The 24,725-nt window shown below is 70.0% G+C and carries 25 protein-coding genes and 1 tRNA gene; 6 read left to right on the top strand and 20 right to left on the bottom strand.

Annotation, left to right across the window (positions count from 1 at the left end; genetic code table 11):
- Positions 1-8 precede the first annotated feature (8 nt).
- From LZG04_RS32925 to LZG04_RS32965, 9 genes are all read right to left on the bottom strand, one after another.
- Positions 9-923, bottom strand: a complete 915-nt coding sequence (locus LZG04_RS32925) for a hypothetical protein (protein WP_233824480.1) — start codon at positions 921-923, stop codon at positions 9-11.
- A 15-nt stretch (positions 924-938) separates the two neighbouring features.
- Entirely contained in the window at positions 939-1,613 is a 675-nt protein-coding gene (locus tag LZG04_RS32930) for a YdcF family protein (RefSeq protein WP_233824482.1), read from the bottom strand.
- Complete coding sequence (locus LZG04_RS32935) at positions 1,610-2,398, bottom strand: TauD/TfdA family dioxygenase (RefSeq protein WP_233824484.1); 789 nt, start codon at positions 2,396-2,398, stop codon at positions 1,610-1,612. The genes LZG04_RS32930 and LZG04_RS32935 overlap by 4 nt, the downstream gene beginning before the upstream one ends.
- Positions 2,395-2,808, bottom strand: coding sequence for a hypothetical protein (locus LZG04_RS32940; protein ID WP_233824486.1), 414 nt, complete (start codon positions 2,806-2,808; stop codon positions 2,395-2,397). Before LZG04_RS32940 ends, LZG04_RS32935 begins: the two co-directional genes overlap by 4 nt.
- Positions 2,809-3,420: 612 nt before the next feature.
- The gene (locus LZG04_RS32945; protein WP_233824488.1) at positions 3,421-3,951 is read right to left on the bottom strand and encodes a class IV adenylate cyclase; all 531 of its coding nucleotides are present in this window, start codon (positions 3,949-3,951) and stop codon (positions 3,421-3,423) included.
- 40 nt (positions 3,952-3,991) lie between these two features.
- Positions 3,992-5,074, bottom strand: coding sequence for a radical SAM protein (locus tag LZG04_RS32950; RefSeq protein WP_233824491.1), 1,083 nt, complete (start codon positions 5,072-5,074; stop codon positions 3,992-3,994).
- A gap of 9 nt (positions 5,075-5,083) precedes the next feature.
- Complete coding sequence (locus LZG04_RS32955; protein ID WP_233824492.1) at positions 5,084-5,356, bottom strand: hypothetical protein; 273 nt, start codon at positions 5,354-5,356, stop codon at positions 5,084-5,086.
- A gap of 48 nt (positions 5,357-5,404) precedes the next feature.
- Entirely contained in the window at positions 5,405-5,749 is a 345-nt protein-coding gene (locus LZG04_RS32960) for a hypothetical protein (protein WP_233824493.1), read from the bottom strand.
- Positions 5,746-6,498: a TauD/TfdA family dioxygenase gene (locus LZG04_RS32965; RefSeq protein WP_267938511.1), complete on the bottom strand. Its 753-nt coding sequence runs from the start codon at positions 6,496-6,498 to the stop codon at positions 5,746-5,748. The genes LZG04_RS32960 and LZG04_RS32965 overlap by 4 nt, the downstream gene beginning before the upstream one ends.
- 161 nt (positions 6,499-6,659) lie before the next feature.
- Here LZG04_RS32965 and LZG04_RS32970 point away from each other — a divergent pair, with 161 nt between their 5' ends.
- The 3 genes from LZG04_RS32970 (at position 6,660) to LZG04_RS32980 (ending at position 9,504) form a co-directional block, all read left to right on the top strand.
- Complete coding sequence (locus LZG04_RS32970) at positions 6,660-7,082, top strand: NUDIX domain-containing protein (RefSeq protein ID WP_233824497.1); 423 nt, start codon at positions 6,660-6,662, stop codon at positions 7,080-7,082.
- Between the two features lie 42 nt (positions 7,083-7,124).
- Positions 7,125-8,360: a helix-turn-helix transcriptional regulator gene (locus LZG04_RS32975; protein ID WP_233824499.1), complete on the top strand. Its 1,236-nt coding sequence runs from the start codon at positions 7,125-7,127 to the stop codon at positions 8,358-8,360.
- Positions 8,361-8,682: 322 nt separating this feature from the next.
- Complete coding sequence (locus LZG04_RS32980) at positions 8,683-9,504, top strand: hypothetical protein (protein ID WP_233824501.1); 822 nt, start codon at positions 8,683-8,685, stop codon at positions 9,502-9,504.
- 382 nt (positions 9,505-9,886) lie between these two features.
- Here the strand turns inward: LZG04_RS32980 and LZG04_RS32985 are convergent, their stop codons facing one another.
- From LZG04_RS32985 to LZG04_RS32995, 3 genes are read right to left on the bottom strand one after another with little or no spacing between them, the layout of a single operon-like run.
- Complete coding sequence (locus LZG04_RS32985; protein ID WP_233824503.1) at positions 9,887-10,963, bottom strand: AAA family ATPase; 1,077 nt, start codon at positions 10,961-10,963, stop codon at positions 9,887-9,889.
- The gene (locus tag LZG04_RS32990; protein ID WP_233824505.1) at positions 10,960-11,334 is read right to left on the bottom strand and encodes a hypothetical protein; all 375 of its coding nucleotides are present in this window, start codon (positions 11,332-11,334) and stop codon (positions 10,960-10,962) included. Before LZG04_RS32990 ends, LZG04_RS32985 begins: the two co-directional genes overlap by 4 nt.
- Positions 11,331-11,492, bottom strand: a complete 162-nt coding sequence (locus LZG04_RS32995; protein ID WP_233824507.1) for a hypothetical protein — start codon at positions 11,490-11,492, stop codon at positions 11,331-11,333. The genes LZG04_RS32990 and LZG04_RS32995 overlap by 4 nt, the downstream gene beginning before the upstream one ends.
- A gap of 183 nt (positions 11,493-11,675) precedes the next feature.
- On the opposite strand from LZG04_RS32995, the gene LZG04_RS33000 reads away from it, so the two are divergent.
- Positions 11,676-12,374 (top strand): helix-turn-helix domain-containing protein, encoded by a 699-nt coding sequence (locus tag LZG04_RS33000; protein ID WP_233824509.1) that lies wholly within the window; start codon positions 11,676-11,678, stop codon positions 12,372-12,374.
- A gap of 175 nt (positions 12,375-12,549) precedes the next feature.
- Positions 12,550-13,962, top strand: coding sequence for a tyrosine-type recombinase/integrase (xerC, locus tag LZG04_RS33005; RefSeq protein WP_233824511.1), 1,413 nt, complete (start codon positions 12,550-12,552; stop codon positions 13,960-13,962).
- A 19-nt stretch (positions 13,963-13,981) separates the two neighbouring features.
- Here xerC and LZG04_RS33010 read toward each other — a convergent pair.
- A tRNA-Thr gene (locus LZG04_RS33010) sits at positions 13,982-14,055 on the bottom strand.
- A gap of 123 nt (positions 14,056-14,178) precedes the next feature.
- Here LZG04_RS33010 and LZG04_RS33015 point away from each other — a divergent pair.
- The gene (locus LZG04_RS33015; protein ID WP_233824513.1) at positions 14,179-15,747 is read left to right on the top strand and encodes a hypothetical protein; all 1,569 of its coding nucleotides are present in this window, start codon (positions 14,179-14,181) and stop codon (positions 15,745-15,747) included.
- Positions 15,748-15,750: 3 nt separating this feature from the next.
- On the opposite strand, the gene LZG04_RS33020 is transcribed toward LZG04_RS33015, so the two are convergent.
- From LZG04_RS33020 to LZG04_RS33050, 7 genes are all read right to left on the bottom strand, one after another.
- Positions 15,751-16,950 (bottom strand): DNA polymerase III subunit delta', encoded by a 1,200-nt coding sequence (locus LZG04_RS33020; RefSeq protein ID WP_233824515.1) that lies wholly within the window; start codon positions 16,948-16,950, stop codon positions 15,751-15,753.
- 20 nt (positions 16,951-16,970) lie between these two features.
- Positions 16,971-18,998 carry a dTMP kinase gene (locus LZG04_RS33025; RefSeq protein ID WP_233824518.1) on the bottom strand — a complete coding sequence of 676 codons (2,028 nt, stop codon included), beginning with the start codon at positions 18,996-18,998 and terminating at the stop codon, positions 16,971-16,973.
- Positions 18,999-19,082: 84 nt separating this feature from the next.
- Positions 19,083-19,502 carry a hypothetical protein gene (locus LZG04_RS33030; protein WP_233824520.1) on the bottom strand — a complete coding sequence of 140 codons (420 nt, stop codon included), beginning with the start codon at positions 19,500-19,502 and terminating at the stop codon, positions 19,083-19,085.
- 13 nt (positions 19,503-19,515) lie between these two features.
- Positions 19,516-22,278, bottom strand: coding sequence for a type I DNA topoisomerase (gene topA / locus LZG04_RS33035; RefSeq protein WP_233824522.1), 2,763 nt, complete (start codon positions 22,276-22,278; stop codon positions 19,516-19,518).
- A gap of 126 nt (positions 22,279-22,404) precedes the next feature.
- A complete protein-coding gene (locus LZG04_RS33040; RefSeq protein WP_233824524.1) occupies positions 22,405-23,292 on the bottom strand; it encodes a hypothetical protein in 888 nt (295 codons plus the stop codon).
- Positions 23,293-23,382: 90 nt separating this feature from the next.
- Positions 23,383-23,994 (bottom strand): hypothetical protein, encoded by a 612-nt coding sequence (locus tag LZG04_RS33045; RefSeq protein WP_233824526.1) that lies wholly within the window; start codon positions 23,992-23,994, stop codon positions 23,383-23,385.
- A 45-nt stretch (positions 23,995-24,039) separates the two neighbouring features.
- Positions 24,040-24,624 carry a hypothetical protein gene (locus tag LZG04_RS33050; RefSeq protein WP_233824529.1) on the bottom strand — a complete coding sequence of 195 codons (585 nt, stop codon included), beginning with the start codon at positions 24,622-24,624 and terminating at the stop codon, positions 24,040-24,042.
- Positions 24,625-24,725 lie beyond the last annotated feature (101 nt).

Genomic DNA, 24,725 nt, shown 5'->3' on the forward strand with positions numbered 1-24,725 from the left:
TGCCACGCCTAGAGGCAGAACGTCACCAACGCCCCTCTGACGTCGCTTTGCGCGATCGCCTCCCGCAGCCGGGTCAACTGCCTGACCTGACCCGCGAGCCCGGCCTCGGCCGCGGACCGCAGGGTGGCGCCCACGAGCCGCTTCGCCACCGCGACGTCACCCTCCAGGGCCGCCAGGTGCGCGAGGTTCTTGGTGAACGAGATCTTGGCGATCAACGTGCGGCGGGGTCCGATGGCGGCGAACGACCGCACGAACTCGTAGTGCAGGTTCCGGGCGGCGGCGTGGTGGCCGTGGTTGGTCAGGAACTCCATCACCCGTTTGACGCTGCGGTAGTAGTCCAGGGGGCGCTGCTCCTTGTACTGCGCGGCCTGCACCAGCAACGCCAGGTGGCCCCGCAGCTCCTGCCGGGCCATCACCTGCTGCCTGACCACCGGGATGTAGTCGGCCGGTTCGGCCCGCCGCGCGATCCACTTGTCCGCGAGACCTTCGGCGAGCAGGACCGCGTACGCCGTGTCGTCACCGGTCGCCTTGGCCAGGATCGACATCAGCCAGTACCAGTTGAGCAGGATCCTCGGCACGAGTGCGTCACCCGTCGCGCGTTCCGCCTGGTCACGGGCGCGGTCGAGGTGCGAGCCCGCTCGGGTCAGGTCGTCGGCGGACGCGCCCGCCGCCAGGCACATCTCACAGAGGAAGAGGTGGAGCGCGGCCAGGCTCGTCGAGCCGACCACGTCCAACTTCCGCGCGAGCGCGGCGGCGCTCTCCCCCATCAGCAACGCGAGCCTCGGGTCACCGGTCCTGGAGTAGTAGTCGCGGACCCGGGTCAGCTCCGCGCCGAAGAACAGGTCCGCGGCCCGCGCGCTGGAAGCTATGCGTTCCTGGATGTGCAGGCTCACCAGGAGCGGAACCGCGCCCAAGTCGTCCATCCGACCCCCGCGCCCTTATTTCAGGACGAATCGGTCGAAGCCCCGCGCGGCGAGCCGCTCGTACGCCGCCCACACGTCGTCCGGCACGTCCACCGGCTCCTGGAAGCCCGCCTCCGCGTAGACCCTGAGCCGTTGCAGGTCGCCGACCATCAGGTTGATCATGCGGTCCAGCGGCACGTCCGGGGTGGGGTGGTCCCACACCGACATCACCTGCGGTCGGGTGAACCACCGCACCTCGGGCCATTGCCTGCCCGCGGTGGCCCGCGCGCGGCGGGCCATGTAGGGCTTGCTCACGATGATGCCCGTCCGAACCTCGATCCCGCGGTCGAGCAGCAACCGGCGGGTGAACGAGAAGTTCTCGCTCGAGTTGGTCGAGGCGTCCTCCAGCACGAGGCTCTCCCGCGGCACCCCCAGCTCCAGCAGGCGTTCCGCGTACCGGGCGGCCTCGGACGTCGACCACTCCTCGCGGGTCACCTTCCCGGCGCCGCCGGTGACGACGACCAGCGGCGCGGCGCCCGACGCGTAGAGCTTCCCGGCGTGGTCGGCGACCCTCACGTCGTGGCTGCCGAGCGCGAGCAGGAAATCCGCCTCCACCGGCCCCGAGTCGAGCACGTGGTAGTCCCACAGGAGCTCGATGTCCCGGCGGTCCCGGGCCTCCAGGTCCGACACCTGCAATCCGCTCTCGCTCACGCGTGCGCTTCCGTTCGTCCGTCGGGGGATTGGTCCTCGGCACGTGCCCTGCCGAACATCTGGAGCAGCAGCCGTCGCCGGTCTTCGGGCAAGTCGGCCTGCCCGGCCCCCAGCGGCGTCTTGCCGTGCAGGTACCGGTGCTGGTCGACGAGGATCACGTCGCCGGATCGCAGCGGGATCGTCTTCAGGTGGTCGTGCAGCGCCACCGAGAGCTCTTCGACCGCGCGCCGGGCGTCGTCGTCGATCGAGTCGGCGTGGCGGAGGTTGTCGGTGTAGCGCACCCGCCACCGGTCGCCCGGGGTGAACACGGCGAACGGGTTCACGTCGTGACCGATGTGGTCCAGCTCGACCACCACGCCGTCGGAGTAGACCGGGCGGGCGAGTTGGCGGCGGGTCCGCGCGGGGAGGCGGTCGACCACGTCCGTCGGCGCCAGGCTCGTGTGCCCTCCACCGCGGGGATCGCTGCGCACGCAGAGCAGGCACAGCAGGTCGGGCGGGTCGGCGGCGTTGACGAAGTCGAGGTGCAGCGGGGACCTCCCGACGCCTTCGGAGCGCAGCGGGTCGCGTTCGGGCCGCACCCCGATCTCGCGCCACAGCCCGTGGCGCCGGAACACCGCGATCGGCCGTGCCCGAGCTTCGACGATCACCTCGACGGCCCGTTTCGCACCGGCCAGGTCCTGCCGCGGGTCGACCGGGGACCGGAAGACCGCGTAACCGCTCTCGATCAGCTCTTCGTGGACCTCGCGCGCTTGTCCGGCGAGGCCGACTCCCTGAATTGCCCTCATGGGTTCACCTTGTTCCGTGCGGATCGCAGGCGTCGTGCCAGGCGGATTCGCACCAGCACCACACCGGCGAAAGCGACGACGAGCATCGCGAGGAGGACGTACCCGGCGGTCGAGACGGGGTCGTCGCCGGTGATGACGTTGGTGAAGAACCCGAGCACCGCGCCGACCAGGCTCCACAGGACGCTGTCGAACAGGGTCCGATCGGCTTCCGCGTCGCGCAGCCGGTCCAGCGAGTGCTGCGTGACCAGGCGCACCACCAGCTCTTCCCTGGCGGGCATCACGATGGGCGCGGTCGAGTGCCCGGCCGGCTCACCGCCGACCGTCTTGTTGATGATGTCGGCGACGTAGGCGTCCAGCGGCGACTCCCCCTCGGTCCCGTCGGCCGGTTCCGCCGACCCGAGAACGCTCATGTGATCACCGCCAAGGAGTCGACAGCCCGGGAGCTTCGCAGGCCGGACGAATAGTCGTCGAGAGGGGTGTGCGTATTCCGAACGGCGGGCGGGACGCGGTTTCGGCGAGGTTTTCGCAGCTAGTCGGAACCGGCTGCCGAACCGGGCAAGATCGACGCGGCCACCCGCCCCGCGAAATCGTGATCACGACTTCACCCGCTCAGGTGACAACCCCCTTTCGCAGGCGCGTACAGGCCGTTATAACCGACCACCGGGGCCGCCCTGCCGCACATTTGCGGGCGCACGCTGATTTCAGCCACAAAGGCGGAATTCGGAGGGGTGATCGCGGCCCACCACGCTCGGCGTGGGACTCGACCGCGCAGACGACGCTGGGGCCCTCCCCGGAGGGAGAGCCCCAGCGCTGTATCCCGCGAGCCGCCTGTCGGAATCGAACCGACGACCTGCTCATTACGAGTTCTCTAGTGATCGTGTCGAGCGCTGACAGGTAGTACCGCCCCGGTCTGATCCGTGCAGGTCACACCGGGGCGGCTGCCGTTTCGGGACGATCCCTGTCGCTCGGTGATCGTGCGTCCGGGCACACCTCGGGCACACGTCGAGCACACTCGTTGACGCCTAGAAGCGCAGGTCAGAGATGGTGTTGAGGTCGATGCCGTAGAGGGCGTAGACCTTGATCGTGTTCTCCCCGGTCAGCTCCTCCTCGGCGTAGCCGAGCAGTGCGGCGACCCGAACGACCTCGTCCTTCGTTCCGGCCTCGATCTCGACGTAGGGCGGGATGCGCGGCCACGTGTCGATCTCGACCTGTGCGCCGTCGAGGACGAAGCTCGTGCGCTTGGTCTCCTGGTACGACTTCGCGGTGAAGCCGAGCGCGCCGAGCAGGGCGTTGGTCTCGGCGAAGTCGCTCACGGTCACTTCGGTCTCGTGCGTGCCGTCGATGGCGTCGCTGGTGATCTGCTTGACCGTCAACGTCACCTCGTCCCCGGTGTCGCGCAGCCTGATCCACTTCGACTGGTCGCCGGGCGTGATGTCGTAGACGTAGCGGCGCATGAACCGCTCGCCGAGCTTCTGCCCGCCCTTGTCGAGGATGAGCTGTTCCATCTCGGCGGGATCGACGTCGAGGATCTTCGCTTCGTGCTCGATCGGCACTCGCGGCCGTCCTTCCTGGTTGATCGGTGCTGGTCCGACGCTATGCCGCGTGGCGGCGGGTGAGTCGGTCGTACTCGACCTCACGCAGTGCCAGCACTTCTGTCAGCACCGGCCCGGTGAGGAAGTCGTCAAGGGGCATGGTCAGGTCCATCCGCTGAATGCAGACACCGACCTGGTACCGGCCGTTGCGGTCGTAGTAGAGCCGCACGCCGTAGAAGCCCTCTTGGCAGTCGGTGTCGTTGTTGAACCGGCATCCGGCGCACGTCTCGGGCAGCCGGACGCGGCGGATCTGCTTGAAGTACACCCGACGCCCGTCCGGGAGGCGGTAGGCGGTGCGCGCCCCGGAGACGCCTGCGGTGATGTAGTGCGCTTCGGCTACCGCTCCGCGTTCGGCCAGGATGCGCTCGATGGCCTCGACGGAGGCCGGGCCGTGGTCCAGCGAGTTGAGCAGTCGAACCGACAGGTGCGGGGAGTATTCATCGAGCAAGCGGTGCACGCGCGGCGCGTGGCTGTAGTCGAGTACCACGATGTTGGCGCTGGCCTTGACCCCGTGCGCCTCACAGACGGCGATCGAGCGCTTCAGGGCGTTGATCTTGCGCTGTGCGCGTTCGGGGTCGCGGTAGCGGGCGTGCTGGGTCTGGGCGAGTTCGGCGGCCGTGGTGCCGAAGATCGAGAAGTTCACCCGGTCCAGTCCGGCGTCGGCGCAGGCGGGCAACACCTCCGCGCCGTTCTCGCCGTTGGACGTCATCCCGACCCGCAAACCCGCCTCGGTGGCGATCTTCGTCAGCCGCGCGATGGCGGGGTGCTTGGAGGGTTCACCGCCGGTCAGGTGGACCTCGGTCAGGCGCAGCGCCTCGCATAACGCGATCAGCGCGTGCCCGAACTGCTCGTTCGCGGGCATCGGGGCAGGAAGGAAGGTCGCGCCGTTGGTCGCGGCGTAGATCGACATGCGCCCGCTCGGACCGGCAATCGTGAAGTCGCCAACGGGACGGCGGCGGTTGTCCACAGCAACGGGTGTGCCCTCGTTGTGGCAGAACGTGCACGTCAGACCGCAGGCGTCGATCACCTTCGCGCGGGCGGTCTTGTCTTGCTCGATGTGAACGGGCAGATCCGTGGGGATCATGGGGAGTTGCTAGCCCTTCTGGTGGATGGTGTCCGAGGACGCGGCGGGAGGGCTGTCCGGGTCGGGACGGACGGCCCTCCCACCGCGTCGGGTGCCTCGGCGGCCGGACGGCCGGGAGCGGGAGAGGTTCCGCCCGGTGCTGCCGAAGCGGTCAGGTGGTCTTGTCGCGGAACGGGCGTCCTCGGCGCGGGCTCGGCGGCGGCCTTCGATCTCGCCGTAGCCGATGACCAGCGCGACCAACGCCAACGTCACGGCGATCAGTTGCCAGCCGCAGACGCACATCTGGTCACGCGACGTGCGCCGCGGGGCGGTCGCCGAGGTCCGGTCGAGTCATGGCACCCACAGCACGGGGGCCGACGCGACCACCAGGCGGGGCGCGTGCCGCTGAGTCGGCGCGGGCAGGCTCAGCAGGCCCTCGACCACGTCGGACAGCGAGCCTGTGCGCTCCCACACGATGCCGGGCGGCTCGTCGCCGTTCGCGCGCAGCGCCATCGCGTCGGTGCTGCTGCGCACGCGGATGGCGTCGTGCCACCCGTCCGGCCACAGGCGGAACCCGTCCACCTCGGTGGGGACGCCGTCAACGACCCGTTGGTGCACGAACTGCCATCCCGCGTCCCGGATGGCGACCAGCCCCGCCAAGGCGGGGAACGCACCCACCGCCGCCTCGTCGCTCATACCGCACTGCTCCGCGCGCTGGTGGGGATGCCGGTCCGGATGCCGAGGTGAGGCAGCGGGTTCGCGTTGACGCGGTGCACCACGCGGTGCCCGGTGAACGCTCGCCGACCGTGCAGCCATCGGTGGTTGTCGAGGATGTAACCCTGTCCGGCGCTCAGGTCCAGCTCGTGCATGTGCCAGGCGATCGCCGCTCGCAGCGTCGGCAGCCACCGACTCACCTCGGGCGAGAAGTGCACGAGGTCGTCCTGGCGCAGCCTGATGGTGACCCGTCCGCCGTCGTACTCGGTGAAGATCGCGCCGAGATGACCGGACGCACCGCCGAACAGCACTGACCGGGGCGTGCACAGCGCCGCCAGGGCGTCAGGTGCGGTGTCGGCGAGCGTGTCGTACACCGCCTGTCCGTCGATCAGCACGCACTGACCGCCGCTCGTCGCGGGCTGCGAACAACCCAAGACCAGCAAGGCGGGCGGGTTGGCGACACCGGAGCGATCCGTGTGCGGCGGGAGCGCGCACGAGCTGAACCCGGCGAACGCGCCGTTCTGCTCGGAGCCGAGGTCCACCAGCGTCGTGACGCCGTCCGACGCGCTGTCCCGGTGTGGCACGACCGTGGCGACGGAGCGAGCGAGACGGAGCAGGTCCGCCGAGTCGGCGAGCCCTTCCACCAACACCAGGCCGTGACGGCTCAGAGCGCCCACCACTGCAGACTCGTCATCGGCCGTGACCCAACCGCCATCAAAGGGGTTGTCCATCGTCTCTACCTCCCGAAACGCTTGTTCCGCGAGATCATGGGAGCGCGATCCGGTCCGGCACGTCTAGTGACAAGCTGTCAACACAGCGTCGCCGGGCGTCTGGTGATCGGGTGCTACGTTGCGGTGAGCAGATCGCGCACGCCTTCCGGAGGTCAACGCCGATGAGCCAGCCCGTCTACCCCGTCTCGATCAAGGGCGTGGTGGTGCGTGACGACAGGGTGTTGCTGCTGAAGAACGAGCGCGAGGAGTGGGAACTACCCGGCGGCCGGATCGAACCCGGCGAGACGCCCGAGGAGTGCGTGGCCCGCGAGATCGCAGAGGAGACGCAGTGGCAGGTGACCACCGGGCCGATCCTCGACACGTGGATGTACTACATCAACGTGGCGGAGAAGAACGTGTTCGTCGTGACCTACGGCTGCTACCCGGACGGCGACGCTGAACCCGTGCTCTCCCACGAGCACAAGGAGATCGGGCTGTTCACCGAGTCCGAGGTGCGCGGGCTGAACATGCCGGACGGGTACAAGCGTTCGATCGGGAGTTGGTTCGCGCGGCTGCGCGAGACCGACCGGGAACTGATCCGGTAGCCGCTCATGACCGGCGGACGCTGCGAGTCGTGCGGAGCCGAGTTGAGCAGGCTCGCGGTCGAGCCTGTCTGTCCGACGTGCCACGCAAGCGCACGACACGCGCCGCCGAACATGCCGGTCCGCCCGCTGACACCGGCAGTGTGGCTGTGGTCGACTCCCGAGGCGGCAGCGGCGCTGAGGACTCGTGACCTGGCGACGATCCTGCGCGTCTACCGCCGGGTGAACCGCCTCAACCAGGAACGGCTCGCCGCGCTGCTCGGCTACGACAAGACCTACGTGTCGATGATCGAGACCGGTCGGCGCACCATCAGCGACGTCACCACCCGACGCCACATCGCCCGCGTACTCGGCTTGCCGATGCACGTGCTCGGCGTGACGGACAACGACGATGCCGACTTCGCCGCGATGATCCAGTTCGGTGACTCGACCATCCGACTCGCCGAGATCGCCCGCCAGTCCGGGCGCGCGGTCGACGCGGTCAACGAGCTGTGGCCGCTCGTCGCCAGGTTGGAGGCACGCGCCGCCGAGGGCCGCGCCGAGCGCGACACGATGATCCTGCTCGGGCAGGGCAGGGCCGCACTGGGCGTCTCGCTGGGCACCGTCTTGCCCGAGGAGCGGTTGGCCGCTGCGGCGCGCTGGACCGGCAAGGCCCTCGTCGTCGCCGAGCGGCTGGGCGATCCCGTGTTCCTCGCGCACGCGCTCCGGATGCACGGCAACGAGCTGCGCAAGGCGGATCACGTCGGCGCGGCGATCGCGCGACTGAGTCGAGCCGTAGCCGTGTCCGGTGATCGGGAAGGCCAAGGCGCGGCGTTCGCCCTGCTTGCGCGTGCGGCAGGCGAACAGGGCAACGCGGACCTCTTCGACCAGGCGATCACCGGCTACCGCGACCTGCTCGACGCGGAAGCGGGCCGGGGGATGCTGTTCAACCGGTTCACGTTCCGGGAGATCGAGCTACGCGGCCTGATCTCGACCGGCCGCGCCGCCGAGGCCGTGCGCGCGTTGCAGGCCGACGTCAGCGGTCCACCTGTCGCGCCGCAGTGGCACATCATCGAGCGGGTGACCGCCGGGCAAGTGCTGCTCGCTGCGCGGCATCGTGACGGTGCGACGGAGGCGTTCCGAGCGGCGCTGACCGCTGCCGAGGTCCACCGGTTGCCGCACCAGGTGCAACGGACGATCCGAGCAGCCGACGACGCCGGTCTTGCCGAGATCAGTGCGGACGGTCGCGCAGCTCTCCAACGGTTGACCGACCAGCTCGCGCCGTCGTCGGCGGGGCGGTAGCTCCAGGTCACCCAAGCTTCGTGCACGGTGCGAGTCGCAATGACATACCTCTTCCATCGACGCTCTTGCCTGAGCGTGCCGCCGCGGCCAACCCAACGAGTACACATCCGGCGACAGGCCGTCGAACGGCACGTGAGAACCGAGGACCAGTCGTAAGCCTTAACGTTGCGATTGCGCCGGTTCGCACTCGACCAGTGGCCCGGGATGGCCATGTTCTACGCGACCTCCGTGGCGTGCAGACATCGGGACTAGCGCTAGACCGATCAGGTGGTTCCAGGAACGCTCGTACAGAATGTGCCGCCCACCAGGCCATCATGAGCGAGTGGTTACAGCAATAATAGCCGGCACAGTAGCGCTCATCGTGGCACTTATTGCCGCATTTGCATCCGTGCACACAAAAAGACTCGAACTTGTCGGACAAAGCGAACAGCGCCGCGCCGAAGCACTGAAACGCGGCTATGACACGACCCTCGCCGCCTTCGATCTTGCGTGGCACTATCGCTGCCATCTCAAACTATCCAACATGTCCCAACCTCCACCGTTCGACTGGAAAAAAGAGTGGCCATCACTGCTCACAAAAATCGAAACGACACTCTCCACAGGGATCGACCGACTTCGCGAGCACTCACTGCACTACGACCACCTCGCCCCAGCTTTGACGTGGCTATTCCGGACCGCTTTCGCTGGCGTTAATCTGAAGCAACTTGAGGCGATGCCAGAGGATTACGAAGAAGCACGGCTAATGCTAGTAAGGTTCGCCCGAATCGACGCCAGGATCGACAAGCCCGTGAAGAGGCGGTTTTGGAAGAGGGTCGTCAAAGACAACAAACCAAAAGAGTTCCAAGAACTGGCATCAGACGAGACCTTCAGACGAATATATGCAATGATTCAGGCGAACCCCGATGCTACCGTAATCTACCAGTCGGACCCAAGCAAACCAGACTCAAACCCAATCCTGGAGTACATTCAGAGATTCGAAAAGGTACCTCCCATGCTGGCGGCGAGCCTTCAGATCACTTCCGGTAGGATCGAGAACTGGATCATGGCTGACGTGATCGACTACGACACTCCATGCACAAGAATGAGTATTCCATGCTTCAAAGAATTGACCGAGAGACTATCTAGAGAGAAGTCGGATAGTTAGCCTGGCGGAAACAGGCAAGCCCATTCATAGACAATAGGTAAGCGACACCGGAAGCCAATCAGGATGGCCTTATCGGTATCGATGGTCTCGACGGGCCGCAAGGCACTCCCATCACCAGCGGGCAAAAAGAGGAGCACACGGCGTGGGCTAGGAACGACGGCCCCGATCCCCGAGTTTCGTACACAGCGCGAGCTGCTATGACGTACCGGTCGGGCGGACGGCAGCCGGGGGCATCCCCCACCCCCTGGTCAGGACTGCCCGCGTGCGCGCGGGGAGGCTGCCGACCGGTCGCGACCGTGCTCGTTCGGATCACCATTCGGCTCATTCAGATCAGCACCCGTGACGTGATCCGAACGGGCCGAATGGTGATCCGGATGACGGGTCACAAGTCGAGCGACCAGACCGACCCCTGTCCGAAGCCCTGCCGGGTAGTGGCGATTCCGGCGCGCTTGCGGGCACGCTTCAACGTCGCCTCGGCGATGCCGTCCGCGCGTGCGGCCTTAATGATCTCGGCTGCCTTGCCGCTGCCGCCGTGCTGGATCAGGTAGTCACGCAGCCATCCGGCCGCCTCGTCGCGCTCCAAGCGTGCTTCGGGATCAGCGCCGGTCTCGGCGAGGATGTCGCGCACGCTGCGCTCGGTCTCACCCATCATCACCAGCCGACCGACCTCGGCGGGACCGTCGTCGGTCGGGATCACGGCGGACTCGATGCGGTAGCCCAGTGACGGCAGGTCCAACCGCCCGAGGTTGTTCTTGGCCAGACTGATCACACACGCGCCGTCGTCGCTCTCCTCGTCGCGGGCGACCGCCAACACGGCGCGTGCCACAGCGGAGAACGCCCGACTGCCGGTAATCAGGTTCAGCGGGTCCGGGCTCGCCGACTTGTTGAAGTGGGCGAGGCCGACCACCGCGCACCCGGTTCGGTCCGCCATGCGTGCCAGCGGTTCGAGCGCTTGCCGCAACTCCCTGTCCCGATGGGTGTCGATCCCCGCACCGATGACCGACAGGAGCGGGTCGAGGATCAGCAAGCCGACGCCGCGCGCCGTGATTTCGTCGCCCAGTGCCTCACAGTCCCGAGGCAGCGTCAGCCCCGTGACAATGCCGTCCACGTCCACCTCGGCCCGGTAGACCGCGTCGAGGTCGGCACCGGCAGCGGCGAGCCTGGGCGCCACTGTGTGCGCCCAGGAGTCCTCGGTTGCGGCGTAGATGACCGGTCGCGGCTCACCGTGCAGAGCACCCGGCAACGTGCCGTTGGTGACCTGCGCTGCCAGCCAGCAGGCGAACTGGCTCTTACCGATGCCCTCACGACCGGGCACCAACGACAGGGAGCCCGCGGGAACCCTGTCCTGCCAGATCCAGCGCACCGCACGCATCCGGATACCGGAAGCCGGGGTGAGCCTGATGTGCCTACCCGGCGGGGTCTCGGCGCTCGGCGGGTCGGTGCCGTAGACCAGCGTCACGCGGCATCACCGAGGCTCCACCGCGCCGTGTGGCGCGCGTGCTCGACCTCGGCAAGGGCGTAGCGCTCATGGGCGCTGCGCACGTACCGCACGACCTCGGCGATCACGCCGCTGTCCCGACCGACCACCTCGACGCCCGCCGCGCCCCACGTGAGCTGTGCGGCACGTTCCAACGTCGCCGAGTCGATCCATCGGGCGTCCGCCAGATCGACACGCACGCGCACGCCGAGCGGCACCGGGGTCGCGTCGCCGAGCGCGTCAACGCGCAGCTCCAACACGCCGTAGATCGTCCCGTTACGCTGGACAGGGTTCACTTCTCGATGCCGGGCGGCGGCTCCTGCCGGGGAGCCGCCGCTGTTCGTCTGCGTCACGCGGCGTCGTCCTCCTCGACGCCGAGCACCCGTAGCAGGTCGGCCGTTGCGACGCGGTACGTGCTGCCCAACCGCAGCACGCGCACCGGCAACTGATCGGATCTCGCCAGTTCGTAAGTCTTCGTCCGCCCGATGCCGAGCGCACGGCCAGCAGTCACCAGGTCGACCGAAGCGGCAGCGCGAGCAGTTCCTGGCGGGTCATCTCCCCAGACACTCAAACCTCATTTCGCAGCACTGATGTTGCAATTTGCACTCTTGATATGACATGATCGTCCTGCCGGACAGGACCGGACGCTACCGACCTTGTCCAGCCACTGCAAGGGAATCACCAGGAGGACACAGTGCATGAGCTGAGCGAGACGGTGGCGCAGGAAGTCCAGCGACACCGCAATCGGCACGGCTGGACACGCAAACAGCTCGCTGAGCGCTGCCAGGAACTCGGCGCGGACTGGCTGACGTTCTCCGCCATCACCAGCATCGAGACCGGCAGGCCGGACGAGACCGGTCGCCGACGTCGCGGCGTCACCGTGGACGAGGTCGCGGCGCTCGCGCGTGCGCTCCTGGTGCCCCCGGTGGTGCTGATGTTCCCCCTGCACACCGAGACCGAAGTCACCTGGTCCCCCGGCGTGACCGCACACCCCTGGCACGCGATCCGCTGGTTCAGCGGGGAAGGCCGCCAGCCCATCAAGCCACGCGGCGGCGGGGAGTACGACGCCGCGACCGGTCTCTACGAGTGGTACGAGGAGGAGCCCAAGGACAACCACGAACAGCTCGACCTCCTGCGCCAGCACGAACGGCTCATCCGTGCGCTGGCCGAGTCGGAGCAGCGAGCGGTGAACGCGCACCGCTTCGCCGAGCTTGCCCAGTCACCCGAGACCAGGCAGGCCCGGCTGATCGAGGCCGACTCCGAAGACCTCTACCGCGCCCAGGTCATCGAGCGCGACCTGATCAACGTTCGCCGCGCGATGCGCAGGGCAGGTCTCACCCCACCGACCAACGAAGAACTCGACCAACTCGACAGGAAGGACACCAACCGGTGAAAGCGGGAAGCATCACCCGCCGCTGTGCCTGCCGGAACCCTGACACCGGCAAGCAGTACGGCAAGTCTTGCCCGAAGGCCAACAAGAGGGGCACGGCACCCTCGCCGTTCGCCAGGAACTCCCACCGACCGCAGACGGCGAACGCCGAGTCTTCCGCCGCTCGGGCTACCCGACCGTGGAGAAGGCGCAAGCCGACCTCGACAAGGTGCGAGCGCTCCTGGCGATCCTGGACAAGGACGACGACGAGGGCCGTGACGCAATCGCCGCGCTGCTCGTCCAGGTGGCCGCCGACAGCAAGCAGCCGATCCCCGACCACGAGGAGACGACGCGCCGTTTGCGAACCGGTCAAAGCCTCGTCAGCCGGATGACGGTCGGCGAGTGGCTGGACCAGTGGCTACCGGGCAAGCGCATCCGCAAGACCAGCCGCAGGCACTACGAATCGGCGATCAGGGTGCACCTGAAGCCGCTCATCGGGCACGTCCCGCTGAACCGGCTCCGGGTGAGCCACCTGAACGAGATGTTCGCCAAGATCGCGGAGAACAACGACGAGATCATCTCGGCGAACGCCGCACGTCGAGCGGTGGATGACGCGCGCAAGCAGGCGACCAGGCGAGCGGAACAGCGCGCACTCCGCGCGCAGCTCCGGGAGATGCCGCCGTTCCGCCGAACGACCGGACCGGCCGCACAGCACCGGCTGCGCGCAACGCTGCGAGCAGCCTTGAACGACGCCATCGCGCAGCAGATCATCACGTTCAACCCTGCCGCCCACGTCGAGCTTGACCCCGCCAAGCGTCCCAAGGCGCTCGTGTGGACGGCTGACCGCGTCGAGCAGTGGCGGCGGACCGGGGAAAAGCCGTCACCGGTCATGGTCTGGACTCCGGAGCAGACCGGCGACTTCCTCGACCTGGTCCACGAGGACCGGCTGTACGCGCTCTACCACCTGATCACCTTCCGAGGCATGCGCCGAGGCGAGGCGTGCGGCCTCCGGTGGGCTGACGTCGATCTGGACGCGAAGACGGCGACGGTGGCGACTCAGCTCGTGCTCGACGGCTGGGAGGTCGAGGAGGGCGACCCGAAGACGTCCAGCGGTGCTCGCGTGATCGCCTTGGACGGCGAGACGGTCAAGGTGCTGCGTGCCCACAAGGCGCAGCAGGCCGCCGAGAAGCTGAAGTGGGGCGAAGCGTGGATCGACACCGGCCGCGTGTTCACCGAGGCTGACGGCACCCTGCTGCACCCCGGCAAGGTGTCCGAGGCGTTCGAGAAGATCGTGCGGACCTCGGACCTGCCTCCGGTCCGGCTGCACGACCTCCGGCACGGTGCGGCCACGCTCGCGCTCGCTGGTGGCGCTGACCTGAAGACCGTGCAGGAGATGCTTGGTCACTCGTCCATCACGATCACGTCGGACATCTACACGAGCGTGCTGCCCGAGGTCGCGCACCGGGCGGCAGAGGCAGCGGCTCAGCTCGTCCCGCGCCGGTCCACCGGGCCCGATGGGCACACTTCGGGCACACACGACGCCCGAGACGGTGCAGCCCTACAGCTCGTCACCAGCCTGGGGAATGAAAAAGGACCAGGTCAGACGCGCTGACCTGGTCCCTATCTCACCGAGCCGCCTATCGGAATCGAACCGATGACCTGCTCATTACGAGTGAGCCGCTCTGGCCGACTGAGCTAAGGCGGCGAGACGCGACAACTATAGCCGACGTCACCGGCGTCACCGAACCGGGGGTGGCTCGTTAGCCCCACAGTGACGGTGCTCACGCGGCGTCGCGCGATGACGTCGCAGTCATGGAGGTCCGACCACATGCGCCTGATGGCCGTGCCCGCCGCCGCGATGCTGGTCGCGCTCTGCGCCGCTCCCGCCCTCGCCCAGCCGGCGACGACGCCGGTGCCCGGACCGCGTGACCCGGCCCAGCCGCCGGCGTCCGCCGGGCCGACCCCGCCCACGCACGCGATCGGCGACGCGGGCACCGGCCTGGCCGTGGTCAGGCTGGCCCCCGACTCGACGCCCACCGGCACGATCCTGCCCGGCTTCGGCGAGCAGCTGCCCAAGCAGTCGGCGGCGGAGATCGGTGTCGGGCTCGCCTCCGCCCAGGCCAACACCGAGGCGTACCTGTCCTACGAACGGTCGGTCGCGCAGGCCTCGCCGCTGGGCTTCGCCGTCCAGGGCCGGGCGCCGCAGACGCCGGGCACACTCGTGCAGACGGCCTCGCCGGACAACGCCGAGCCGGTCACCGGCGGCCTCACACCACCCGCCACCCCGCTGGACGCCCTGCTCAAGGTCGGCCTGCTCAACGGCAGCGCGCACGCCCGCTGGCACGACGAGCTGGGCCCGTGCGTCCAACCGCTCGCCGACGCCAAGACCTCCGTCGCGTCCCTCAGCGTGCTCAACGCCATCCCCGCCCTGCCCGCGACACCCGACTTGACCGGCCTGCTCACCCAGGACACGCCGAAGCTCGACGCCGCCGCCAAGCAGTCGCTGATCGACAACGTCAAGCAGCTCACCGCGCCGCTGAGCCAACTGGGCGGTCTGCTCTCCGGCACGCCCGACACCGGCGCGAACGGATCGCTGCTCAGCCTTCCCGACACGCTCAGCGCCCGGTCCACGGTGGAGCTGGTCGACCTGCCCGGCAGCCCGAACAAGGCCGTCAGGTCGACGTCCACGCTCCAGGCGGCCGGCGTCCGGCTCCTGGCCGGCACGCCGGCGGAGATCCGGATCGACGTGGTGAGCCAACCGACGCTGGTCGCGCTGTCCACCGGCGACCGGGCCACGTCCGCGATCAGCTACACCGCACCCGTGCTTCGGGTCAGCCAGGGCGGCAAGGAGCTCGGCACGCTCGACGCGGCCAACCCGAAGCTGGACGTCCCGATCGGCGTCACGGCGGGGCAGGAGCTGCCGCTGGTCGGTGCGCTCGCCGAGGGCCTGCCCAAGCTCGACATCGGGGTGCTGCGGTTGCAGATCGCCCAGCTCAACCAGCGCGACGTGGAGCTGGACGGCCCCCTCCAGCAGGGCGGCCCGACCATCAAGGGGTTCATGCTCGGGGCCACCGCGCGCCTGCTCGACCTCCAGCTGCTGCCGACCGACGCCCTCGGTCTGCCGAACCTGCCGTCGGCGCTGGCGCAGGTGTCCCTGGGTGAGCAGATCGTGCGCGCGGCGGCCCCGAACGGCGGCGTGGTGTGCGCTCCGGCGCAGGCCCCGCCGGGTGGTGGCGGGCAGGCCGCCCCGCCGAAGAAGGGCCAGCCGTTGGCCTACACGAACGCGGCGTACAAGACTGTCCCGATCTTCTGGACCGGCACGGCCCTGCTGCTGGTCGGCGTGGTCGTGGTCGCCGCCCTGCCGACCCGCCGCCGGCCGACGGCGAAGACCACGTGACGCTCAGCCCCGCTGGAGCGTGGTGAGCATGGCCTCGATGGCGATGCGCGGCTTCACGTTCTGCTCCAGCGCGGTCCGGCAGCTCAGCACGGCCTCCAGCCGGCGCAACGTCGACTCCGGCGTCCACGCCGAGGCCGCCGACCGCGCGTCCTGTTCCCGGTCGGGGTGGTTGAGCGCGGCGGTCGCGCCCGTCGCGGTCACCAGCACGTCCCGGTAGAACGCGGCCAGGTCGACCAGGGCCTGGTCCAGCGAGTCGCGCTGGGTCCGGGTGGCGCGCGACTTCTGCCGCTTCTCCAGGTCCTTGATCGCGCCCTTGGCCCCGCGGGTGGCGGCGGCCGTGCCCTTGCCCGTGCCGCCGGCGCCCATGGCGGTCTCCAACGCCTCGCGCTCGGCCTGGTCACGGCCCTCGTTGGCGGTCAGCGCGTCCGCCTCGGCGGCCGACACGAGCTGGTCGGCGCACGTGAAGATGTCCGCGGGCCGGCGCAACGCCAGCGGGATCCGCAGCACGGCCTCGCGCCGCGCCCGCGACTCCTCGTCGGTGGCCAGCCGCCGCGCCCGGCCCACGTGCCCGCCGCACACCGAGGCGGCCCACGACGCCACCTCCGGCGCCACGCCCTCGTCCTCCAGCGCCGACGCGATCGACGCGGTGCGGGGGGTGGCCAGCGACACGATCCGGCACCGCGACCGGATGGTCACCGACACGTCCTCGGGGTGGTCCGACGGCGCGCACAGCAGGAACACGGTCCGGGCCGGCGGTTCCTCGACCGCCTTGAGCAGCGCGTTCGCCGCGCCCTCGGTGAGCCGGTCGGCGTCGGCGATGATCACCACCTGCCAGCGGCCGGACGTCGGGCGACGGGCCGAGACCTGCACCAGCGACCGCATCTCGGCCACCGAGATCGACAGGCCCTCGGGCGCGACCACGCGCACGTCGGCGTGCGTGCCGGCGATCGTGGTGTGGCAGCCCGCGCACGAGCCGCAGCCCGGCCGGTCGTCCACGGCGGTGCACTGCAAGGCGGCGGCGAACGCGCGTGCCGCCACCGAGCGACCCGAGCCGGGCGGTCCGGTGAACAGCCACGCGTGCGTCATCGCACCCGGCGCGGGCGACCCGCCCGCCACGATCGACGCGGCGGCCTCCGCCGCCGCCGACAGCACCGCGACCGCCTCGGGCTGGCCGACGACGTCGCCCCACACACCACGGTTCACCAGGCGACCGTACCGAGCCGTCAGGACGTCTCCGCCACCGGCTCGACCGCCATCCGCGTGCGCCGCGCCAGCAGCGGCAGCACCGCGGACCGCACCCGTTCGGCGACCTCGTCCGGGGTGCCGTCGGCGTCGACCACGACGTAGCGCTCCGGGTCGGCCGAGGCCATGTCGGTGAGCAGCTTCTGCACCCGCCAGTGGTGCTCGACGGTGTCCAGCGTGCCGCCGGAGGCCCGCACCTGCGACGGCGTCCGGTCCAGCAGCACGGTCATGTCCGGCCGCAGCCGCCCGGTGGCCCAGTCGACCAGGCCCTCCACCTCGCGCGGCTCCACGCTGCCCGCCGCGCTGAAGTGCGCCAGCGGGCTGTCCACGTACCGCTCCATGACGACCAGCGCGCCGTTGTCCAGCGCGGGCCGCACCTCGCGTTCCACCACGTCGGCGCGCACGGCGGCGGCCACCAGCGCGTGCGCCCGCACCCCGGCCAGGTCGGCGGTGGACAGCAGGTTGCGCAACCGCTGCTCGTCCAGGTCCGGGTCGGAGGCCAGCACGACCTCCCGGCCGGTCTCCCGCAACGCCTCGGCCAGCCGCCTGGCCTGCACGGACGTGTCCTGCCGGGTGTCGCCCTCGACCGCGATGAGCACGCCGCCGGTCCGCCGCGCCCGCCCGCGCAGCGCGGCGAGCAGGTCGGACAGGAACGGCTCGGACCGCCGGTTGTCCATCTGCCGGTAGGCGATCAGCCCGAGCAGCGCGGCGATCACGCCCGCGCCGAACATCACCGGGCGCGTGCCGTCCACCACCATCGGGTGACCGAAGATCGTGACCGTCCGCTTCTGCACCAGCGTGACCAGCAGGGGCGCGGCGGCCGACGAGGCGAACAGCACCACCTTGAGCAGCGACTGGAGCAGCGCCACGGTCCGGCCGCGCATCGCGTCCTCGACCTGCGAGCCGACGATGGTCAGGCCCGTGAGGAACGCCATGCCCGCCGACGCCCCGACGCACGCGACCGCGACCAGCGCCACCCACAGGTGCGGCGCGAACGCCACGAACAGCAGGCTCACGCCGGCGACCAGGATCGTGACGCCGAACAGCCGGTCGTAGGGCAGCCGCCGGGCCATCCGCGGCGCGGTGGCCATGCCCAGCGCCAGGCCCGCGAACACGGCCACGAACAGCAGGCCGAACGTGGAGTCGCCGCCCAGCAGCGACAGCGAGTAGGGGGTGGCCGTGCCGATCACCGCGCCGGCCGCGGCGAACGCGCCGATCATGCCGATGACCAGGCCGCGGACCAGCGGCGTGCGGGCCGCGTACTTCATGCCGTCGCGCAGCATGGCGAAGAAGCCGGGCGCCTCGCCGTTCTCCCGGGTGCGCTTGACCGCGGCGATCCGGCCCGACAGCTCCGGGATGCGGGTGGCCACGATGATGGCCGAGGTCACGTACAGCGCGCCGTTGACCATGACCGCGATGGTCGCGATGCGGAACTCGAGGTCGCTGTTCTGCAGGCCCAGGTAGCCGGGGATGCCGGAGATGATCGAGTACAGGCCGGCGCCGGAGATGACCGAGATGCCGTAGGTCATCACCAAGCCGAGCTGGTTGGCCGTCTCCACCTGGTCGGGCCGGCGCAGCAGGTTCGGCACGGCCGAGTCCTTGGCCGGGATCCACAGCATCGCGCAGCAACCGACCAGGAAGTTCGCGATGAACAGCCACCACGCCGTGCCGACCAGGGCGATCGAGATGAACAGGCCACCGCGCAGCAGGTCGCAGACCACCATGATCTTGCGGCGGTCGAACCGGTCCGCGAGCACGCCGCCCAGCGGGGCGAACAGGATGCCGGGCAGCAGCTGGGTGAGCACGACCAGGCTGAGCGAGAAGCTCTGCCACTGGTAGCTGTCCATCATCTTGGTGACCAGGCCCGTCAAGGCCAGCAGTGACAGCCAGTCACCGACGCTGCACAGATAGGTGACACCCCAGAGCCTGCGGAACGGCCGGATCGCCAACACGCTGCGAATCCGGTGGCTGGTCGAGGCCGCAGTGCCGCCTTCTTGGATGGTGCTCACCCCCGCCGATGGTGCAGGCAGTCAGGGTAGCCGGACCGATTCACCCGCCTGACCACATCCGCCGTTCGGGTGACCGAAGCGAGATCATCGCAGTAGGTCGACCACTGCTCCGATGATCTCACGCACCACGGTGAACAGCAGCCCGCTGAGCGTGGCGAGCGCGACCAGGCACCCGATGAGGCCCGCCCTGCTCTTCTTCGGCCCCTGTTCGACGACCACGCGCCCCGGCGCGCGCCGGACCGGCTCCGCGGGCTGTCCCCGCTCTTGCCGCACGGGTGCCCGCACCGGCCGTGAACTGGGCTGAGCCGGCCGCCGGGCCGCCGCACGTGTCGGTGGCACGTCCACCGGGCCGGGTGGCGGCGGCACGACCGGGACCACCGCCTCGGGCGGCCGGTAGCGCTGCTCGCCCGTCACCAGGCCCGCGAGCGGGTCGGCGAACAGCGGCGGGGGCGGGGGCGGCTGCGTGCCGTCGTGGCCGGGTCGACCGGCGCTCAGCTCGTCCACCGCCCCGCCTCCCCTAGCTCTTCGACTTCGCCGGGGCCTTCTTGCGCGCGGGCGCCTTCTTGGCCGCCGGGGCCTTCTTCTTCGTCGTCGGCCCCTTGGCCCGCTTCTCGGCCAGCAGCTCGGCCGCCCGCTCGTCGGAAAGGCCCTCGACGCTGTCGGACTTGCGCAGCGACGCGTTGGTCTCGCCGTCGGTCACGTACGGGCCGAACCGGCCCTCCTTGACCACCATCGGCTTGCCCGAGACCGGGTCCGCGCCCAGCTCCTTCAACGGCGGCGCCGCCGCGGCCCGGCCCCGCTTCTTCGGCTCGGCGTAGATCTTCAACGCCTCGTCGAGGGTGACCGTGAACAACTGGTCCTCGCTGGTCAGCGACCGCGAGTCGGTGCCCTTCTTCAGGTAGGGCCCGTACCGGCCGTTCTGCGCGGTGATCTCCGCGCCCGTCTCCGGGTCCTTGCCGACCACCCGCGGCAGCGACAGCAGCTTCAGCGCGTCGTCCAGCGTCACCGTGTCCAGCGACATCGACTTGAACAGCGAGCCGGTGCGCGGCTTCGGCGCCTTCTTCGCGCCCTCGGGCGCCTCCGGCAGGACCTCGGTGACGTACGGCCCGAACCGGCCTTCCTTGGCCACGATCTCGTGCCCGGTGACCGGGTCCGTGCCCAGCGAGCGGCCCTCCTGCGGCGTGGCGAACAGCTTCTCCGCGACCTCGCGGTTCAGCTCGTCCGGCGGCAGGTCGTCGGGCAGGTTCGCCCGCTGCGCGCTGACCGCGCCGTCCTCGCCCTCGACCTCGCGCTCCAGGTACGGCCCGTAGCGGCCGACCCGGACGTAGACCGTGCGGCCCTCCAGGTCGGGGAACAGCGGGATCGAGTTGACCTCACGCGCGTCGATCTCCTCGACGCTGGAGCCGACCAGCTTCTTCAGCCCGCCCGACCGGCCGACCGACGACTCCGGGCCGACGTTGCCGCCGAAGTAGAACCCGGACAGCCAGGTGGTGCGCTCCTGGCGCCCGGCGGCGATGCCGTCGAGCTCGTCCTCCAGCGCGGCGGTGAAGTCGTAGTCGACCAGCCGGCCGAAGTGCTGCTCCAGCAGCCCGACCACGGCGAACGCCACCCACGACGGGACCAGGGCGGAGCCCTTCTTCCACACGTAGCCGCGGTCCTGGACGGTGCTGATGATCGAGGCGTAGGTGGAGGGGCGGCCGATGCCCAGCTCCTCCATCGTCTTGATCAGGCTCGCCTCGGTGAAGCGCGGCGGCGGGCTGGTCGAGTGGCCGTCCGCGGACAGCTCGGCCGCCAGCAGCGACTGGTCCTTGACCAGCTGCGGCAGGCGCGACTCGGCGTCGTCGGACTCGCCGCCCGCCTCCGAGTCGACCGTCTCCACGTAGGCCTTCAGGAAGCCCGCGAACGTGATCGTGCGGCCGGAGGCGGCGAACGTGACGTCCTCGCCGCCCGCCGTCGTGCCGGAGATGCGCACGGACGTGGTGTTGCCGCGGGCGTCGGCCATCTGGGAGGCGATCGTGCGCTGCCAGATCAGCTCGTAGAGCTTGAACTCGTCGGACTCCAGCTCACGGGCCACCTGGCCGGGGGTCCGGAACACCTCGCCGGCCGGGCGGATGGCCTCGTGGGCCTCCTGCGCGTTCTTGACCTTGCGCGTGTACTGGCGGGGCTCCTTGGACACGAACTGCGAGCCGTACAGCTCGGTGGCCTGCGCCCGCGCCGCCGCGATCGCCGTCTCCGACAGCGTCGTGCTGTCGGTGCGCATGTAGGTGATGTAGCCGTTCTCGTACAGCTTCTGCGCGGTGCGCATGGTCCGGTCCGCGGAGAACCGCAGCTTGCGGCCCGCCTCCTGCTGGAGCGTGGAGGTCATGAACGGCGCGTACGGCTTGCGCGTGTACGGCTTCTCCTCCACCGAGGAGACCGTCATCGTGGCGTTGACCAGGCCGTCCGCGATGGTCCTGGCCTGCGCCTCGTCCAGCACGCGGACGTCGGAGGAGGCCTTGAGCCTGCCGTCGGGGCCGAAGTCGCGGCCCGCGGCCAGGCGGGTGCCGTCGACCGCGACCAGCCGCGCGCCGAACGTGCGCGGCGAGGCGTCCTCGCCCGCGTCCATGGTCGCCGAGACGTCCCAGTACGAGGCGGTGACGAACTTCATCCGCTCGCGCTCGCGCTCGACCACGATCCGGGTCGCCACGGACTGCACGCGGCCCGCCGAGAGCTTCGGCATGACCTTCTTCCACAGCACCGGGCTGACCTCGTAGCCGTAGAGGCGGTCGAGGATGCGGCGGGTCTCCTGGGCGTCGACCAGGTCCTGGTCCAGGTCGCGCGGGTTCGCGGCGGCGGCGAGGATCGCGGGCTCGGTGATCTCGTGGAACACCATCCGCCGGACCGGGACCTTCGGCTTCAGCGTGTCCAGCAGGTGCCAGGCGATGGCCTCGCCCTCGCGGTCGCCGTCTGTCGCGAGGTACAGCTCGTCGACGTCCTTGAGCAGCTCTTTCAGCTCGGCGACGGTCGACTTCTTGTCCGGCGTGACGACGTAGAGCGGCTCGAAGCCGTGGTCGACGTCCACCCCGAGCCGGGCCCACGACATGCCCTTGTACTTGGCGGGCACGTCGGCCGCGCCGCGGGGCAGGTCCCTGATGTGCCCCTTGGATGACTCCACGACGAAGTCGTTGCCGAGGTAGGACGCGATCTTCCGCGCCTTCGCGGGCGACTCGACGATCACCAACCGCCGGTTGCCGCTCGCTGATCCCCCGTTTGTCTTCCTCGCCCGTGTCGATCCAGCCACGCCGTCCCGCTCTCTTCGAACACTGTGTCCCGACCCGCCAGTGTGCACTGTCCTTTGTCGCCGCTGGGCAGCCCTGGTCGGGACAGGGTGACACAACTGTGCCGGATCCTCTGCCAACCCGACGCGCTACGCGGCCGGCCAGGTGCGCTCCGCGACGCCCGTCGGCGCACGTCCGACCAGCTCCGCGAGCCGTTCCAGGCGCCGTCTGCCGGCGACGCGCAGCGCCGGTCCCCCGGCTTTCCCGGTCAAGAGTGTCGAGGGCAGGCCCGACGTGGCCAATGCTTTTCGCAAGGGTTCGTGCGTGTCGGGGGCGTCGGGGTCCAGGCCGAGGAGGTAGCCGGAGCCGGACTCGACCCACCGGCCGGAGGCCAGCGCCCACAGCCGCAGGGCCGCGCCGTCCAGCGTGAAGTCGGGCGGGACGACCTTGCCGTCGCCGTCGAGCCACTGCGCGGCCAACCCGGCCAGATCGGTGCGGAAAGCCGTCGTGACCTGCCACGACTCCGTGACGACCGGCTCGTCCTCGACGGGCTCGTCGGCCACGGGCCAGGTCGGTCCGGTGTCGGGCTCCGCGGGCTCGGCCACCGGCTCGGCCGGGCGGCTGCGGCCCGCCCCGATCACGACGGGCGCGAAGCCGTCCGGCTCGTCGTCGACGGGCAGGTCGACCACGTCGTCCAGCGGCTCGTCGGGCACGTCCTCGTCGGGCACGTCCTCGTCCGCGACCGCCTCCGGCTCGGCGGGCTCGGCGGCCCCGGGCTCGTCGGCGGGCACGGGCTCGTCCTCGGCGGCCTCGACCAGGACCGGCGTCCTGACCAGCTCGACCCGGGCCTGCACGCCCCGCTCGGCCAGCGCCGCGGCCACCGCGACGGCCCGGTCCCGGGTGTCGACGGTCACCGACACCCGGGCCGCACGTCCGCGGGCGAAGCCCAGCGCCCGGCCGGGCCCGCACAGCAGGCCCGCCAGGTCACCGACGCAAGGCTGTCTCGCCTCGGCCGAGTAGAAGGACAGTTGCCCCACGAAGACGCAGCGTAGAACACACGTTCGACCACGGCCAGTCTCCGAAGGGCTGAACCACCTGCCCCACGTTTCCCACGCGTCCCAGCGGTGTCAGCCGCCCAGGCCCTTCAGCGTGTCCTGCATCGCCACGCACTCCGGGGCCTGCTTGAACGCCTCGCCGAGCTTCGGGTCGTCCTGGAGCTTCTTGATCTGCTCCTGGAGCTTGGACGGGTCGGCCTGGTCGCCGCCCAGCTGCTCCAGCTTGGTCGAGAACTCCGGGTCGGCCGGGTCCAGCGCGGCCAGCTCGGTGTTGACCTGGGCCAACGTCTTGCCCGAGTCGGTGAAGAACTTGACCAGCTCGTCGTGCAGCTCCTGGCTCTCGGCCGACGGCGCGCCGAGGTCCTCGAGCTTCTCGCCCGCCGCGGACAGCGACGTGCCCGCCTTGGAGCTGTAGTCGAGCAGCGCGGCCTTCTGCACGGCCGGGTCCTCCGCGCCGCCCTCGAACATCGTCTTCAGCAGCGACAGCACGCCCTCGATCGTGGGCCCGATGCCCTCGCAGAACGTGCCCGTCCACTTGACGGGGTCGGCGTTGGCCGCCGCGGTGGTGGTCGTGGTGGTTGCCGACGACCCGCCGGCCGAGGACGACGAAGCGCCACCACCGCCGCACGCGGCCGTGACCAGGACGGCGGCGAACACGCCGGCGAGCGCGACACGGTGCTTCACAGGAAAGCCCCCCAAATCGGGTGAAAATGGTGAGGGGGCAACGTACTACGACGTCGGTGCGGGCGATTCCGACGGCCGGAACGTCCGCAGGTCCTGGCAGGACTCCGCCTTCTCGGCCGCCTCCGACAGCTCCGGTGACGCCTCGAGCTGCTTCAGCGGTGCCACGAAATCATCCAGGCGGGTGATGGCCTCACCGGCGGCCTGCAACCCGCCCACCGGGTCGTTGGCGTCCGCCGCCTCGATGGCCGCCTTCGCGTCGGTGAAGTTCTTCGCGATGTCGGTGAACGTGGCCGCCATCTGCTCCACCTGCTGGTCACCGCCCGGCACCGGGGACGGGCCGACGCCGCGCAGCTTCGCGGCGGTCTGGCCGAACGCGTCGGCCATCTGGCCCATGTACGCGCCCATGTCGGCCTTGAGCTTGGCCGGGTCGTTCGCGTCCAACTGCGGCGGCGTCTTCGGCACCGAGGCGAACGACGCCGCGGCCGTGCACACCTTGTCCATGTACGCGACCGCCGCCGCGTCCGACGGCGCGGAGGAGGAGGACGTGGGCGCGGTCGAGTCACCCCCGGACCCGCACCCGGCGACCGCCACGACCACGGCGGTCGCGGCGACCAGCGGAAGAAGTCTCATCAGGGTGCTCCCCCTCCGTCTCGGCGTTCACCGAACAGTGTGCCCCCTTCCGGACGCGCCCACCCGACCTGCCCTTGGACGTGCGAGGGCGGGGTGCCCCG

Origin of the sequence: Saccharothrix sp. S26, assembly GCF_021390395.1 — a bacterium.
In the GTDB taxonomy this organism is placed as follows: Bacteria; Actinomycetota; Actinomycetes; order Mycobacteriales; family Pseudonocardiaceae; genus Actinosynnema.

What these genes read in the sequence shown, in the direction of transcription:
- LZG04_RS32925 (WP_233824480.1), bottom strand. Translation starts at nt 923, where the DNA reads ATGGACGACTTGGGCGCGGTTCCGCTCCTGGTGAGCCTGCACATCCAG.
- LZG04_RS32935 (WP_233824484.1), bottom strand. Translation starts at nt 2,398, where the DNA reads ATGAGGGCAATTCAGGGAGTCGGCCTCGCCGGACAAGCGCGCGAGGTC.
- LZG04_RS32940 (WP_233824486.1), bottom strand. Translation starts at nt 2,808, where the DNA reads ATGAGCGTTCTCGGGTCGGCGGAACCGGCCGACGGGACCGAGGGGGAG.
- LZG04_RS32950 (WP_233824491.1), bottom strand. Translation starts at nt 5,074, where the DNA reads ATGATCCCCACGGATCTGCCCGTTCACATCGAGCAAGACAAGACCGCC.
- LZG04_RS32955 (WP_233824492.1), bottom strand. Translation starts at nt 5,356, where the DNA reads ATGTGCGTCTGCGGCTGGCAACTGATCGCCGTGACGTTGGCGTTGGTC.
- LZG04_RS32960 (WP_233824493.1), bottom strand. Translation starts at nt 5,749, where the DNA reads ATGAGCGACGAGGCGGCGGTGGGTGCGTTCCCCGCCTTGGCGGGGCTG.
- LZG04_RS32965 (WP_267938511.1), bottom strand. Translation starts at nt 6,498, where the DNA reads ATGGACAACCCCTTTGATGGCGGTTGGGTCACGGCCGATGACGAGTCT.
- LZG04_RS32970 (WP_233824497.1), top strand. Translation starts at nt 6,660, where the DNA reads ATGAGCCAGCCCGTCTACCCCGTCTCGATCAAGGGCGTGGTGGTGCGT.
- LZG04_RS33015 (WP_233824513.1), top strand. Translation starts at nt 14,179, where the DNA reads ATGCGCCTGATGGCCGTGCCCGCCGCCGCGATGCTGGTCGCGCTCTGC.
- LZG04_RS33050 (WP_233824529.1), bottom strand. Translation starts at nt 24,624, where the DNA reads ATGAGACTTCTTCCGCTGGTCGCCGCGACCGCCGTGGTCGTGGCGGTC.